General features: G+C 65.8%; 14 protein-coding genes. 4 read left to right on the forward strand and 10 right to left on the reverse strand.

The window, feature by feature from the left end:
- Positions 1-1,341 carry an ATP-binding protein gene (locus J2848_RS13155; protein ID WP_211103113.1) on the forward strand — a complete coding sequence of 447 codons (1,341 nt, stop codon included), beginning with the start codon at positions 1-3 and terminating at the stop codon, positions 1,339-1,341.
- A gap of 124 nt (positions 1,342-1,465) precedes the next feature.
- Here J2848_RS13155 and J2848_RS13160 read toward each other — a convergent pair whose 3' ends face one another.
- Both J2848_RS13160 and J2848_RS13165 read right to left on the reverse strand, forming a co-directional pair.
- Entirely contained in the window at positions 1,466-2,101 is a 636-nt protein-coding gene (locus tag J2848_RS13160) for an IclR family transcriptional regulator domain-containing protein (RefSeq protein ID WP_425458688.1), read from the reverse strand.
- On the reverse strand, positions 2,079-2,375 hold the full coding sequence (locus tag J2848_RS13165; RefSeq protein WP_170307034.1) for a helix-turn-helix domain-containing protein: 297 nt from the start codon (positions 2,373-2,375) through the stop codon (positions 2,079-2,081). Before J2848_RS13165 ends, J2848_RS13160 begins: the two co-directional genes overlap by 23 nt.
- A 115-nt stretch (positions 2,376-2,490) precedes the next feature.
- Between J2848_RS13165 and J2848_RS13170 the strand changes: the two genes are divergently transcribed.
- A complete protein-coding gene (locus J2848_RS13170) occupies positions 2,491-3,072 on the forward strand; it encodes a VOC family protein (protein ID WP_211103114.1) in 582 nt (193 codons plus the stop codon).
- 224 nt (positions 3,073-3,296) lie between these two features.
- On the opposite strand, the gene J2848_RS13175 is transcribed toward J2848_RS13170, so the two are convergent.
- From J2848_RS13175 to J2848_RS13210, 8 genes are all read right to left on the reverse strand, one after another.
- The gene (locus J2848_RS13175) at positions 3,297-4,565 is read right to left on the reverse strand and encodes an IS110 family RNA-guided transposase (protein WP_211103115.1); all 1,269 of its coding nucleotides are present in this window, start codon (positions 4,563-4,565) and stop codon (positions 3,297-3,299) included.
- A gap of 104 nt (positions 4,566-4,669) precedes the next feature.
- Positions 4,670-5,854, reverse strand: a complete 1,185-nt coding sequence (gene argE / locus J2848_RS13180; RefSeq protein ID WP_211103116.1) for an acetylornithine deacetylase — start codon at positions 5,852-5,854, stop codon at positions 4,670-4,672.
- A 66-nt stretch (positions 5,855-5,920) separates the two neighbouring features.
- A complete protein-coding gene (locus J2848_RS13185; protein WP_246193891.1) occupies positions 5,921-6,859 on the reverse strand; it encodes a branched-chain amino acid ABC transporter permease in 939 nt (312 codons plus the stop codon).
- Between the two features lie 39 nt (positions 6,860-6,898).
- Positions 6,899-7,786: a branched-chain amino acid ABC transporter permease gene (locus J2848_RS13190; RefSeq protein ID WP_149231449.1), complete on the reverse strand. Its 888-nt coding sequence runs from the start codon at positions 7,784-7,786 to the stop codon at positions 6,899-6,901.
- 18 nt (positions 7,787-7,804) lie between these two features.
- Complete coding sequence (locus J2848_RS13195; RefSeq protein ID WP_149230980.1) at positions 7,805-8,527, reverse strand: ABC transporter ATP-binding protein; 723 nt, start codon at positions 8,525-8,527, stop codon at positions 7,805-7,807.
- On the reverse strand, positions 8,520-9,275 hold the full coding sequence (locus tag J2848_RS13200; RefSeq protein ID WP_149231702.1) for an ABC transporter ATP-binding protein: 756 nt from the start codon (positions 9,273-9,275) through the stop codon (positions 8,520-8,522). The genes J2848_RS13195 and J2848_RS13200 overlap by 8 nt, the downstream gene beginning before the upstream one ends.
- Before the next feature lie 119 nt (positions 9,276-9,394).
- Positions 9,395-10,684: an ABC transporter substrate-binding protein gene (locus J2848_RS13205; RefSeq protein WP_246193861.1), complete on the reverse strand. Its 1,290-nt coding sequence runs from the start codon at positions 10,682-10,684 to the stop codon at positions 9,395-9,397.
- 351 nt (positions 10,685-11,035) lie between these two features.
- Positions 11,036-11,995, reverse strand: coding sequence for a GlxA family transcriptional regulator (locus tag J2848_RS13210; protein ID WP_149231450.1), 960 nt, complete (start codon positions 11,993-11,995; stop codon positions 11,036-11,038).
- Positions 11,996-12,088: 93 nt separating this feature from the next.
- On the opposite strand from J2848_RS13210, the gene J2848_RS13215 reads away from it, so the two are divergent.
- Both J2848_RS13215 and J2848_RS13220 read left to right on the forward strand, forming a co-directional pair.
- Positions 12,089-12,775 carry a DJ-1/PfpI family protein gene (locus J2848_RS13215; protein WP_149231451.1) on the forward strand — a complete coding sequence of 229 codons (687 nt, stop codon included), beginning with the start codon at positions 12,089-12,091 and terminating at the stop codon, positions 12,773-12,775.
- A gap of 109 nt (positions 12,776-12,884) precedes the next feature.
- Positions 12,885-13,760 (forward strand): helix-turn-helix transcriptional regulator, encoded by an 876-nt coding sequence (locus J2848_RS13220; RefSeq protein WP_149231452.1) that lies wholly within the window; start codon positions 12,885-12,887, stop codon positions 13,758-13,760.
- The last annotated feature ends 88 nt before the right edge of the window (positions 13,761-13,848 follow it).

Here is a 13,848-nt window from a genome sequence, read left to right on the forward strand (position 1 = left end):
ATGAGCCGTTCCCCCTGGCGCCTGCTCCGCCCAGACCGGGGCGGCCTGTTCTGGAAGCTGTTCCTGTCGCTGTGGCTGGCGATGGTGCTGTCCTTCGTCGTGGGCGTCTTCTATCTGCATCTGGCGGGCTATCGCGATGCGCTGGACAATGCCGACGCGGTGCGGACCGAGGTGTTGCTGTCGACGGCGCAAGGGTTGCTCGAACGATCAGGAACGGACGCTGCGGTTTCGGTGATCGCCGCCTGGAACGCCGGTCGGGCGGCTCCCCCCGTGGCGCTGCTGGCCGACGACGGCCGGCGGCTGGCCGGATCTCCCGCCGCGCTGACCGGTTACCGCCGCAGCGTGCTGGGCGCCGACGGCCGCCGCTACACGCTGGTCACCGCCCTGGATTTCGTCGGGACGCTCAGCCTGCGGCCGCCCATCCTGGTGCCGCTGATGTCGGGCGGCCTGGTGGCGTTGCTGTTCAGCAGCCTGCTCGCCTGGTATCTGTCGCGCCCGCTGCGCGCGCTGAGCTGGGCCCTGCATGCGGTGTCGCGTGGCGACTTCGCCACCCGCGTCCGCCACCACATGGGCGGGCGGCGCGATGAGATCGCGGCACTCGGCAGCGATTTCGACCGCATGGCCGACCGGCTCCAGCAGCTGGTGGAGGGGCGCCAGCGCCTGCTGCACGACATCTCGCACGAGCTGCGCTCGCCGCTGACCCGCATGCAGGCGGCCATCGGCCTGCTGCGCCAGAATCCGGGCAAGACCGCCGCCATGGTCGAGCGCATCGACCGCGAGGCGGACCGGCTTGACGCCATGGTGGGAGAGCTTCTGACCCTGGCGCGGCTGGAGGTCGGCTCCGAGGTGATTTCCCGCGAACGCGTCGATCTGATCGAGCTGCTGGCCGCCATCGTCGACGATGCTGCCTTCGAGGCAGAAGCCTGCGGCCGCGGCGTGCGGCTGGCGGCCGACGGTCCGTTCGTCTGCACCGTTGCGGCCGAGGTGCTGTGCCGGGCTTTCGAGAACATCATCCGCAACGCGGTCAAATTCACCGCCGAGGGCACGGTTGTCGAGGTCACGGCCGCCATCGGCCCGGGAGGGCTTCGGGTTGCCGTGGTCGACCATGGTCCCGGCGTGCCGGAGGATATGCTCGACAAGATATTCGAGCCTTTCCTGCGCCTGGATGCCACGGCCCCGGCGACGGCAGGCTTCGGTCTCGGCCTTGCCATCGCCCGCCGTGCCGTCGAATCGCACGGTGGAACGGTCGTGGCCACCGGCGCCCCGCAAGGGGGGCTGGCCATCGAGATCACGCTGCCGGCTGTTGATCAGCTCAGAAGCAGGACTCCCTGTCAGAGTTGAGTCCGAACCCGTTTGTGGATATCACGCGCTGACCTATTGGGGAGCGGGCCGCTTCAAGCACTTGGCGAGCGAACGGCGGTTCAATCCACGCAAAGTGCGCAGGAACCACCGAACCAGGGCAAGGTCATCTTTTCCGTTTAGCGGCATCTGCGATGCAGTGGGGCGCGACGCACATTTCCCCGGTAGGCGCCGATCGATCCCCCGGCTCACCATCGCGTTCGAGATCCGCAACAATGAGAGCCGCGGCGGACTTAAGTTCCGTTGCGAAGCGCATCGCGCCCTCTTCCAGCGTCAAGGCGGACGCGATCCAGACGATGGTGAGGCAGCCGGTGACCTGCCCCTTCGCTACGACCGGCACGGAAATGCTCTTGGTATGCGGGAACAGGCCGCCTTCCCGGGTTGCGCAGCCGGCCTGACGGACCTGTTTGACCATGAGGCGCGGCCCTCGGCTGTCGCGCGCCAGTTCCCCCTCGGCCGTATCCCTGTTTCTCAGCCGTTCGACGATGCTGCTCCGCTCATGCGCCGCGACATGGGCGAGATAGGCCCGTCCGCTCGACGTCATCAGGATCGGCCAACGCTGTCCCACCATGTTCCGATCAATCGAGAAGGGGCTTGTCCGCTGGGTGCTTTCGACGATCAGCATGGAATCATTGTCGAAGACCAGCAGGTCGATCGGCCAGACGAGCCGCAGCGACAGATCGACGATGTGCGGCACCGCGAACTGGGCGACCCAGGCCTCAGCGCGCGTAGCCTTCCCCAAGCGAACGGGCCAGCAAGGCCGGCCTGTTGAGGCCGCTTTCGCTGCGGATCATGTAGCCGGACGATTCGAGCGTCTCGAGAAACCGGAACGCCGTCGACCACGACAGCTTGGTCAGGCGCGCAATGGCGTCGACGGTGGATTCGGCCAGGGTGTTGGCGGCCCGGCGGCGCTGGAGGCTCTGGCCGTCCGGCTGGAAACCGCGAAGGTGACGGTCGCGGCGTTGCCGGGCTCGAAGCTGGCGATGCGCGGGGTGACGGCTGGCATCACCTTCCACGATCCCGCTGGCTATCGGTTGGATGCGTTTGCGGACCGGAACTCGCGGATACCCCGTTTGTCTCCGGACGTCCGATTTCCGGGTTTCGCACCGGAGCGCTCGGCCTGGGCATATCGTGCTCGAAACGCCGCGTCTCGACGAGATGCAGCGGTTCTACCAGGATGTCCTGGGCTTCCGGCTGAGCGACTATGTGCTGCAGCCGTTCAAGGCGTCCTTCTTCCATGTGAACGCGCGCCATCACAGCCTCGCTCTGGCGGAAAGCGGGAAAACCGGAGTCCATCACCTGATGATGGAGCTGCTTAACCTGGACGATGTGGGGAAGGGCTACGACGCGGCGCTCGCGCAGCCGGGCCGCGTGGTGACGACGCTGGGGCGGCATACGAACGATTCCATGACCTCCTTCTATACGCGCACCCCCGGTACCTTTGCCGCAACCATCGCACGTAATCTGAAACTGCCCCGCCCCACCGTCTATCGAATCCTGGAGTCCCTGGAGCAGGAGGGACTTGTCTATCCCAGCCCGTCCGGAGGAGGCTTTCGCCTGACGGCCAATGTCGGACTGCTGAGTGACGGCTTTGCCGGCGAGGATTGGGGCGCGGACGTCGCCGCGCCGCTCCTGAACCATCCGGGTTCGGAACTGACTTCGCCGACCGGGTTGACCGTGTCCAACACCTCCTCCGTGCCATCGTTCGGCTAGCCCGGACAGCCGGCTTGCAGAGCGCACAAGGTGCGCTGCGACCTTGTATTCGGTGGGCAAAACGCCCGTACCATGATGCAGGCATCCGTATCGTCAGCCAAGCTCCGGCGCAGCGGTCCCTATCTGGAAAACGGTACGAAGACCACGTCATGTAGCGGGATGCCGCCACCTCGGACCCGCCAGGACAGCCCGGCGGCTATTGACAGCCGCCGTCCCGTCGAGAGCTACGCCGTCGCAGGGTCAGGTCGGACGAGAGCGCCCTGCGGCACTTCGCCGGTCTTCACCATCCGCCACAATGCGATCAACAGCTTGCGGGCGAGTGCGACGATCAACGCCATACGGGTTCGCGCCCGGCCATCGGCCGTGCGTTCCCGATACCATTTCACCAACGCGCTCTCCTTCTGGAAGACCAGGAAGCGCCACGCGAGTTGGACCATGGCTTTTCGGACCCGCGCATTACCGGCGCCCGATAATCCGCGCTTGCGCCGGCGCGCACCGCTCTCATCAGGAGACCCGGTCAATTCGGCATAGCGGGCAACCGCCCGGCGATCCCGCAGATCGCGCAGCAGGATCTCTTGCACCAATAGGCCGGCCATCTCCACGCCGACACCGACCACGCGCGACAGCATGCGGAGCATACCGTCAGCGCGGCTGCGCTGCGGAGCGGCCTGGGCAATGCGGTCCATACGATCGCGCTCAATCTCGGCGATCTGTTCCTCAACCATCCGAAGCCGGACTATATCTCGGCGAAGTTCTGCCAGCGTGTTGGCGGGGATCATCCCACCCTCAGGGGTCCGTAGCTTGTCCAATCGTTCGGCCGTCTTGCGCAGTGCTGGGTTGACGTTCCAAATGCCGAGGCGGGCGAAGGTCGCTTTCATCCGATTCACGATCCGGGTGCGCTCGGCCACCAAGTTCTCACGCTCGCGCGTCGGACGCTTGGCGTCTTCTTCATCGATCCCTGGCGCGGCCACCATAGAGCAATGCCCAGCTTCGCCACGCAACCAGCCTAGCAGGACGCGCATGAGCAGCATCGTATCGAGCCGGTCGGTCTTGGCGCGGCGACGGTCACGCGACACCGCTACGCTGCTGGCGTGGATGACCTGGGCTTCTATGCCTCGGGTTCGCAGCCAGCGTGCCAGCCAGAACCCATCACGGCCGGACTCGTACGCAACCACGACACGTGTGATCGTTCGGCCGGCGGCTATCGCCTCGCAGCGCCAGCCATCCAGGAGGAGCAGAAGGTCGTTCTCGTCGGGGCTGAGCTTCTTCAAGGGACGGCGGTCGACGCCAGGGACAAGCCCGGCAACAAGCCACGTGGACAGGCTCATCTCAATGACCGCAACCAGGGTTTCTTCGGGAACGAAGGTGGCCGTCGAGCGGCCGATCTCGGGCTGCTGCATGGGAGCGTCTCCATCGGTTCCAAATGCCTCAGCGTGCCGCAACGTCACGCTGTCCCATAGCATCTGGAAACCATCGCCCCGCTCGGCGATCATCCCCTTGCCAGCCTGCCTGCCGTGGCCGCCTGGCAATCCCGGCCAGACCAGCCGGAGGCCATGAGCGCCTTTCCGCTCCTACACCACGGCCAGGGGCACGATCGTCAGTCCGAGCGTAGCGTGTTATCCGACGGAACATCTTTCCGGCCAAGCATGCCAGCCAGCGTCTCCATGAAGCGGTCTCCGGCTTCCAGTTGCGACGCTTCGATGAACTCGTCAGGCTTGTGGCCCTGTTCCATCGATCCTGGGCCGCAGACGATGGTCGGGTAGCCCGCCCGGCTGTAATGGCCGGCCTCGGTGGTGTAGGCGACGACGGCGCTGTCATTGTCGCCGGTGATTCGTCGCACGGTCGCAGCGATGTCGGATTCGGGATCGGCAGCGAGGCCAGGGGTATCGCAGACCACGGAAAACGTGATCCCGGTTTCAGGAGCGACGGCGCGCATCTCCGGCTCCAGCACGTCGCGGCAATAGCGTTCGACGGATTGGAGGATCCGGTGGGGATCCTCTGTCGGCAGATGGCGGATCTCCAAGTCGAACCGACAATCCCGCGGCACGATGTTGAAGGCGGTGCCTCCATGCACCGTGCCCACATGCAGTGTGGTGGTGGAGGGGGTGAAGCGGTGGTCGAACGGCCCCTCCTTATACCGCCGCTCGGTCTCCCGCCGGACGAAATCGATGATCCTGGCGGCATACTGGACGGCGTTGACGCCCTCCGGGGCCATTGAGCTATGGCACTCCAAACCGCGAACATGCCCGCGGGCGCACAGGATGCCCTTATGCCCGACCACCAGCTTCATCATGGTCGGCTCGCCGACGATGCAGGCGACCGGCCGGATACCGTGCTGGCCGATCGCCTCCAGCAGGCTCGGCACGCCGAGGCAGCCGATCTCCTCATCGTAGGAGAAAGCGAGATGCACCGGTCGGTCGAGCGCCGCCGCCTTGAAGCGCTCCACGGCATTCAGCGCGACCGCAATGAAGCCCTTCATGTCGGCGGTGCCGCGGCCGTAGAGCCTGCCGTCGCGTTCGGTCAGGGTGAAGGGATCGCTGGTCCAGGGCTGGCCGTCCACCGGCACCACGTCGGTATGGCCGGACAGCACGATGCCGCCGTCGCGGTCGGGACCAATGGTCGCCCACAGATGGGCCTTGGTCCCGGTCTCGTCACGGATCACCTCGGAGCGGATGCCGTGCCGCTCCAGGTAGCCGCGGACCCAGTCAATCAGCGCTAAGTTGGACGTCGAACTGACCGTGTTGAAGCCGACCAGATGGGCCAGGATGTCTCTGCTCGTCATGACACTCTCCGATAGCAGTACGGCTTGGCGGTCATCGCCCTTGGTCACCCCAGGAGTCCCCCGGAGTCATGACGGTTTCCTGCCGCGGCCACTCCGCGCGACGATCTCGCCGACGATGCCGCGGCGGAAGACCAGGACGCAGACGACGAAGATGCAGCCGATCACCACCGGCACCGGCAGGCTGGTGGAGGCGAGGTAGCTTTCCAGCGTCACCACAAGGGCAGCACCGATCACCGGCCCGAACAGCGTGCCCATGCCGCCCAGCAGCGTCATCAGCACCACCTCGCCCGACATCTGCCAGGTCACGTCGGTCAGGCTGGCGAGCTGGAACACCAGCGCCTTGGTCCCGCCGGCGAGACCGGCCAGCGAAGCCGACAGCACGAAGGCGACCAGCTTGTAGCGGTCGGTGCGGTAACCCAGCGAGACGGCGCGCGGTTCGTTCTCGCGGATCGCCTTCAGCACCTGCCCGAAGGGCGAATGGACGGTGCGCCAGATCAGGGCGAAGCCGCCGACGAAGATCGCCAGCACGGCGTAGTACATGGTCAGCGGCTGGTTGAGGTCGAACAGCCCGAACAGGGTGCCGTGCGGCACGCCCTGGATGCCGTCCTCGCCATGGGTGAAGGGAAGCTGCAGCGCCAGGAAGAACACCATCTGGCTCAGCGCCAGCGTGATCATCGCGAAATAGATGCCCTGCCGGCGGATGGCGATCAGGCCGAAGACCAACCCCATCAGCCCGGCGACCGCCGTGGCGGCGATCAGCCCGAACTCCGGCGCCCAGTTCCAGACCTTCACCGTGTGGGCGGCGATGTAGGCGGCACTGCCGAAGAAGGCGGCATGGCCGAAGCTGAGCAGGCCGGCGAAGCCGATCAGCAGGTTGAAGGCGCAGGCGAACAGCGCGAAGCACAGCACCTTCATCAGGAACACCGGGTACAGCAGGAACGGCGCCGCCAGCGCCAGCAGCAAGCCGCCGCCCAGCAGCAGCGCCTTGCGCGATCCCGTCCCCATTCCCGTCCGCGGCAGCGCCTGGGTTTGCATGGTCATGGCTTATTTCTCCCGTCCGAACAGGCCGGCCGGCTTCACCATCAGCACCACGGCCATGATGACGAACACCACGATGTTGGAGGCCTCGGGATAGAACACCTTGGTCAGCCCCTCCAGCAGACCCAGGCCGAGGCCGGTAACGATGGCGCCGAGAATCGAGCCCATGCCGCCGATCACCACCACCGCAAACACCACGATGATGATGTTGGAGCCCATCAGCGGCGACACCTGGTAGATCGGTGCCGCCAGCACGCCGGCCAGCCCGGCCAGCGCCACGCCGAAGCCGTAGGTCAGCGACACCATCACCGGCACGTTGATGCCGAAGGCCTGCACCAGCGTCGGGTTTTCCGTCGCCGCCCGCAGATACGCCCCCAGCTTGGTCCGCTCGATGGCGTACCAGGTGCCCAGGCACACCAGAAGCGAGGCCACCACCACCCAGCCCCGATAGGTCGGCAGGTACATGAAGCCAAGGTTGGTACCGCCCTTCAGCAGGTCGGGAATCGGATAGGGCTGGCCCGACACGCCGTACTGGTGGCGGAAGGCGCCCTCGAAGATCAGCGCCAGCCCGAAGGTCAGCAGCAGCCCGTAGAGATGGTCGACCTTGTAGAGCCGGCGCAGCATCGTGCGCTCCAGCACCAGACCGACCAGACCGACCACCAGGGACGCCAGCACCAGCGCCCCCCAATAGCCGACGCCGGCATTGGTCAGCAGCAGCCACGCCACGAAGGCGCCAACCATGTACAGGGCGCCATGCGCCATGTTGACGACGTTGAGCATACCGAAGATCACCGCCAGCCCGAGACTGAGCAGCGCATAGAAGGAGCCGTTGATCAGGCCGAGCAGCAGCTGGCCGAACAGGGCCTGCGGCGGAATGCCGAACAGGTGCGACATCGGGCGTTCCTCTCCCGCTCACACGCCGAGATAGGTGTGGAGCTTGTCCATGTTGGCGTGGAGCTGGTCGTTGGGGATCATGTCGACCACATGGCCCTCCTCCATCACGTAATGGCGGTCGGCGATGGTGGCGGCGAAGCGGAAGTTCTGCTCGACCAGCACGATGGTGAAGCCGCGCTGCTTCAGCGCCCGCACCGCCACGCCGATCTGCTCGATGATGACCGGGGCCAGACCCTCGGTCGGCTCGTCCAGCAGGATCAGATTGGCGCCGGTGCGCAGGATGCGGGCGATCGCCAGCATCTGCTGCTCACCGCCCGACAGCCGCGTGCCCTGGGTCGAGCCGCGGCCCTTCAGGTTGGGGAACAGATCGTAGATCTGCGGGACCGTCATCCCGCCGTCCTTGACCACCGGCGGCAGCGTCAGGTTCTCGTCCACGCTGAGGCTTGAGAAGATGCCGCGCTCCTCCGGCACATAGCCGATGCCGAGGCGGGGGATTTTGTGCTGCGCCATGCCGATCAGCTCGGTGCCCTGGAAGCGGATGGAGCCGGTGCGCTTGCCCATGATCCCCATGATGGCGCGCATGGTGGAGGTCTTGCCGGCGCCGTTGCGGCCCAAGAGCGTCACCACCTCGCCCTGCCGCACCTCCAGGCTGACGCCGTGCAGCACATGGCTTTCGCCGTAGAAGCCGTGCAGGTCGGCGATCTCCAGCATCGCGGTCTTGGTCATTGCCCCGTCAGGCATGTCCGGTCCCCATATAAGCTTCCATCACCTGCGGGTTCTTGGAGACGACCTCGTAGGGTCCCTCCGCCAGGATCTCGCCGCGGCGCAGCACGGTGATGGTGTCCGACAGGTGGGCGACGACCGACAAATTATGCTCGACCATCAGCACGGTGCGGTCGGCGGCGACGCGCTTGATGAGATCCGCGGTGCCTTCGATGTCCTCATGGCCCATGCCGGCCAGCGGCTCGTCGAGCAGCATCACCTCCGGGTCGAGCGCCAGGGTGGTGGCGATCTCCAGCGCGCGCTTGCGGCCATAGGGCAGCTCGGCGGCCAGATGGTTGGCCCAAGGGGACAGGTTCACCGCCTCGATCAGCTCCAGCGCCCGGTCGTGCAGGTCGTAGAGCGACGACTCGGACTTCCAGAAATGGAAGCTGGTGCCGAGCGGCCGCTGCAAGGCGACGCGGACATTCTCCAGCACGCTGAGATGCGGGAAAACGGCCGAGATCTGGAAGGAGCGCACCAGCCCCATCAGCGCGATGTCCGCCGGCTTGGTGCGGGTGATGTCGCGGCCCTTGTAGAGGATCTGGCCGCGGGTGGGCGTCAGGAACTTGGTCAGCAGGTTGAACACCGTGCTCTTGCCGGCGCCATTCGGGCCGATCAGCGCGTGGATGGTGCCCCGCCTCACTTGCAGGTTCACATCGCGAACCGCGACGAAGCCGCCGAACTCCTTCGAAAGTCCCCGGGCCTCCAGAATGATGGTGCCATTCATGGTCACGTTCTGGCGTCCTTCTGTTGCTGGCGGTGGGACATGGCAGTTCCGATGGCGGCACTCGATGAACCGTGTCGCGACGGCTGCCCGGTATCCACCGCTGGTGACCGTCGCTCCGCTTATTTCTGGCTGCTTGCGGTGCCGACCAGCGGGCAATCGCTCTGGCTCAGCGGCAGGTAAGCCTCGCTCGCGGGGATCGTCGCGACCACCTTGTAATATTCCCAGGGGCCCTTCACCTCGGCCGGTTCCTTAACCTGGACGAGGTAGAAATCATGAACGAGCTTGTTGTCCGCACGCAGCCTCGCCCCACGCGCAAAGAAATCGTCCACCGGCATCGACCTCATTTTTTCCATGACGGCGTCGGTCGAATCCGTGCCGGCCGCCGCGACGGACTTCAGGTAATGCAGCACGGCGGAATAGACCGCCGCCTGGGGAGCTGTCGGCATCCTGCTGCGGACTTGGTAGAACCGCCGACCGAACGCCCTGGTCTCGTCGTTCAGGTCCCAGTACCAGGCGGTGACCGTCGTCAGGCCCTTTGCGATCTCCGGCCCCATGCTGTGGACGTCGGTCAGGAACATCAGTTCGGCAACCACCTTCTGCGAGCCCTTGTCCATTCCGAACTCGTTCCACTGCTTCATCGCGGCGACGAGCTGGTCGCCGGCATTCGCGAAGGCGATGACCTTTGCCTGCGAGCTGCTTGCCTGCAGGATGAAGGAGCTGTAGTCGACGGTGCCGAGCGGATGGAAGACCGCACCGGCCGATTTCCCGCCGATCTCGGACAATATCCGCTGGGACTCCGACACCATGTTCCGGCCGAAGGCGTAGTCGGCTGCCACGAAGAACCAGCTGTCCTGGCCTTCGGAAACGAGCCTGCGGATCGGGGCGGCGACCAGGTTGTAATTGTCGTGGAGCCAGGCGATGCCGGTCGGCGAGCATTGCTTGCCGCTGATCTCGGTCGTGCCGACCGCCGAATAGATGACGATCTTGTTCTTGTCCCGGGCGACCGACTGGATCGCCAGGGCGACGGCGGAGTTCCCGACGTCGGCGATCATGTCGACGCCGTCGACATCGATCCACCGGCGCACGACCTGGGACCCGATGTCGGCCTTGTTCTGATGGTCGGCCGTGAGAAGCTCGACCTTCAGGTCGGGCTTCAGTTTTTTGAAATCCTCGATCGCCAGCTTGGCGGCGACGACCGAGCCGGGACCCGCCAGGTCGGACAATGTTCCCGATTGATCGTTGATGATGCCGATCCTCACCACGCCGTCCGAGATTTCGGCCGCCGAAACGGTCGTCGCCGAAAGAGTCGCCATGATCGCCATTGCCGACAGCGCGGCAGCGGCCGTCTTCGAATTCCGGATGGCGGACCGGTACCAGGGCTTGATGGACTGGCTTCGATGATGGTGCATGTTTCTCGTCGTCCCTGCGCTAAGTCGGTCGTTGCGATTGCCGTGACGCGATGGATTCTTCCGCCCGACCACATCCATGCCCCTGCTCTCCTCGCGCGCCGGGTATTCCGACGCTCACCGAAAAGACGGCATGGCTCAACCTGGTACTCGGCCCGGTATTCGCCCTTCAAAGGCGAAGAATCCGTGCAAGCTCCCTGTTCTGGCTGCAGCACCGCCGCCGACCATCGAGGTTCGGCCGAATGCCTGCCAGATTATGTTGACTTTCTTACTCTGGCCGGGCGTGCAGCCGCCCGCCATCCTCCCAAGGGAGGATGGCGGGCGGACCCGTGCCTTGCTCGGCGTCGGGCGCCGTCACCGGGTCGGCAGGGGAACCTTGGCATCGCGGGCGGCGCGGCGCAGGGCTTGCGGTGCTTGGCCGAACTTGCGGATGAAGGCACGGCGCATCCGCTCGGGATCGCCGAAGCCGGTGATCTGGGCCACGCGCTCGATCATCTCGCTGGAGGACTCGATCCATGCCCGCGCGACTTCGATCCGCAGCTTCTCGATCGCCTTCGATGGGGTCATACCGGTCTCGGCAATGAAGGTGCGGGCGAAATGCCGGGAGCTCATGCCGACGCGTTCGGCGAGAACCTCCACGGTCAGAGCTTGGTCGAGATGCTCGCGCGCCCAGGACAGCAACGCGTCGAAACGACCGTTCGGAGCCTTCAATTCGAGAAGCGGCGAGAACTGCGTCTGCCTGCCGCTACGGCGGTGGTAGAGCACGAGCTGGCGTGCGGTGTTCTGCGCGACCGCGTCGCCATGATCCTCGGCGACCAGCGCAAGCGCGAGGTCGATCCCGGCGGTGATGCCGGCGGAGGTCCAAACGCCGCCGTCGCAGGTGAATATCTTGTCCGGTTCGAGCTTCACGTCGGGATAGCGTGCCATGAAGTCCTGCGTGCGGCACCAATGGGTGGTGGCGCGCCGGCCTTCCAGCAGCCCGGCCTCGGCCAGGAGATAGGCGCCCGAACAGACGCTGGCGATCCGGACCCCGCGGCTTGCGAGCCGCCGCACAAAGGCGACCGTCGTCTTGCAGGACGCCGCCGCCGTGACCCCCTCCCCTCCGGCGACGATCAGGGTCGTGACGGGTTTGGCCGACCGCAGCCCATATGCGAACGTCTCGATACCCGAGGAGCTCCGCACCGGCCCCGCCTCCACGGCATACATCCGGATTGCCGGTGCCTTGCCGGCGAAGCGCCCGGCGATCTCGAACACGGATATGGGTCCCGCGGCGTCCAGCAGCTGAAAGTCCGGATAGATCAGAACTCCGATCATGCGTCCGTCCGAAAAGGAGGGAATTACGCCGTTTCCGACCCGATGCCATCATGGCAGATTTCTTTCGTCAAGCCGAATATTTGGAGCCAAGCGATGGCAACACCGTTGCAAATCGGACTAATGGTCTTTCCCCAGGTCACACAACTCGACCTCACGGGTCCGTTGCAGGTCTTTTCCAGTGTGCCGGGCGCCGAAGTCCACTTGATCTGGAAAAACATGGAGCCGGTGCCGAGCGATTCCGTCCTTGCGATGACGCCGACCGTGACTTTTGCCGACTGCCCGCAACTTGACGTCATCTGCGTGCCGGGCGGATATGGCACCGACGGCCTTCTCGGCGACGCCGAGGTGCTCGGCTTCCTTCGCAAGCAGGCGGAAGGCGCCCGGTACATCACCTCGGTCTGCACCGGATCGCTGGTGCTCGGGGCGGCCGGCCTGTTGAAAGGTTATCGCGCGACCACCCATTGGAGCGCGCTCGAGGCGCTTCCCCTGTTCGGGGCGACGCTGTCGCGGGAACGGGTCTGCATCGACCGCAACCGCATCACCGGCGGCGGCGTCACCGCCGGGATCGATTTCGCGCTGACCCTGGTGGCGACCCTCGTCGACCGTGCGACCGCGGAGATGGTGCAGTTGCGCCTGGAATACAATCCCGCCCCGCCGTTCGACGCGGGCTCGCCGGACACCGCGCCGGCGGAGGTTCTCGCAGCGATGAGCGAAAGGATCGCACCGTTCCGGGCGCGCCGGATGGACGCGGTCCGGCAGGCCGCCGCGCAGATGTCCTGACCCCCGCGCGGCCATCACGCGGACGGGACCTCTCCGCGGGTCCCCGCCGGTGGAACCGCCACGGCCGCCTCGGAAAACACGATCCCGACCTCTACGAAGCGAGGGCGAAATGCTGTGTCATGGAGACACGCAGGGCTGCACCGTTTCCCACCACGGCCTCCTGGCGGCCTGGGCCGAGACGTCGGCGGACCTTGTCGAAGCGATCGAAGATCCGGTGTTCCCGAGCATCTTCTCCCGCTCCCTCACCACACTGATCTCCTTCGAGGAATGCACCCAGGTCCTTTACGACGGCAACCGGCGGCAGGTTCTGGTCGGCCGCGACGGCCAGGACTGCCCGGGGACCGGCTCCGAACACCAGGACGGCGGTAGGGTGCGGCATCCATTCGACCGGATGTACCGCGCCGGCATGAGATCGGGTGTCTACCTGCTGCGCGACATCGCCCGTCCGGTGCCGCCCGCGGGAGGAACCGGACGGCACGAGAGCTTGTGCGATCCGGCCGGGGAGTTCGGATACCCAGCCGGAGAATACCAGGCCGACGGGGTGCCGGACGGCAGCGAGGAACTCTGCATCGCCCTGCCGATGTCCGGCGAGGCCTGCACCCTGATGGTGCTGACGCGCAGGCGCAGCAGACGGGGGTTCACGGACGAAGAGGCCGGACGGGTGAGAACCGTCCTCCCATTCCTGACCTCGGTGTTCCGCCGCCATTGGCATTGTGCCGGCCTGCCGGCTGACGGCCGGGGCGACACCATCGATCACAGGCTGCTGCAAAGGATCGAGCGGCTGAGTCCGCGCGAGAAGGAGATCGTCGGCCTCCTGATCGGCGGCCACTCGACGCTGTCGATCAGCCTTCGATTGGATATTTCCGGAACGACGGTGAAGACCCACCGCAAGAACCTGTATTCGAAGCTGGGGGTCGGAACGATACACGAGCTGTTCAGTCTTTATGGAAACTCCCTGAAGGAGCGGATGGCGCGCAGCTATTGATGCAGGACTTGCGATTTTAAAATATTCGCGCCGTTCCCGCGATGGACGGTACGCCGCGGGAGCCAGCGGCGTGCCGGCCGCCGGCGCA

The organism is Azospirillum lipoferum (genome assembly GCF_024170005.1).
GTDB classification, from domain to species: Bacteria; Pseudomonadota; Alphaproteobacteria; order Azospirillales; family Azospirillaceae; genus Azospirillum; species Azospirillum lipoferum.

Coding starts and splice junctions, on each gene's coding strand:
- J2848_RS13155 (WP_211103113.1), top strand. CDS start 1: ATGAGCCGTTCCCCCTGGCGCCTGCTCCGCCCAGACCGGGGCGGCCTG.
- J2848_RS13175 (WP_211103115.1), bottom strand. CDS start 4,565: ATGATCGCCGAGCGGGGCGATGGTTTCCAGATGCTATGGGACAGCGTG.
- argE (WP_211103116.1), bottom strand. CDS start 5,854: ATGACGAGCAGAGACATCCTGGCCCATCTGGTCGGCTTCAACACGGTC.
- J2848_RS13185 (WP_246193891.1), bottom strand. CDS start 6,859: ATGGGGACGGGATCGCGCAAGGCGCTGCTGCTGGGCGGCGGCTTGCTG.
- J2848_RS13190 (WP_149231449.1), bottom strand. CDS start 7,786: ATGTCGCACCTGTTCGGCATTCCGCCGCAGGCCCTGTTCGGCCAGCTG.
- J2848_RS13195 (WP_149230980.1), bottom strand. CDS start 8,527: ATGCCTGACGGGGCAATGACCAAGACCGCGATGCTGGAGATCGCCGAC.
- J2848_RS13200 (WP_149231702.1), bottom strand. CDS start 9,275: ATGAATGGCACCATCATTCTGGAGGCCCGGGGACTTTCGAAGGAGTTC.
- J2848_RS13205 (WP_246193861.1), bottom strand. CDS start 10,684: ATGCACCATCATCGAAGCCAGTCCATCAAGCCCTGGTACCGGTCCGCC.
- J2848_RS13210 (WP_149231450.1), bottom strand. CDS start 11,995: ATGATCGGAGTTCTGATCTATCCGGACTTTCAGCTGCTGGACGCCGCG.
- J2848_RS13215 (WP_149231451.1), top strand. CDS start 12,089: ATGGCAACACCGTTGCAAATCGGACTAATGGTCTTTCCCCAGGTCACA.
- J2848_RS13220 (WP_149231452.1), top strand. CDS start 12,885: ATGCTGTGTCATGGAGACACGCAGGGCTGCACCGTTTCCCACCACGGC.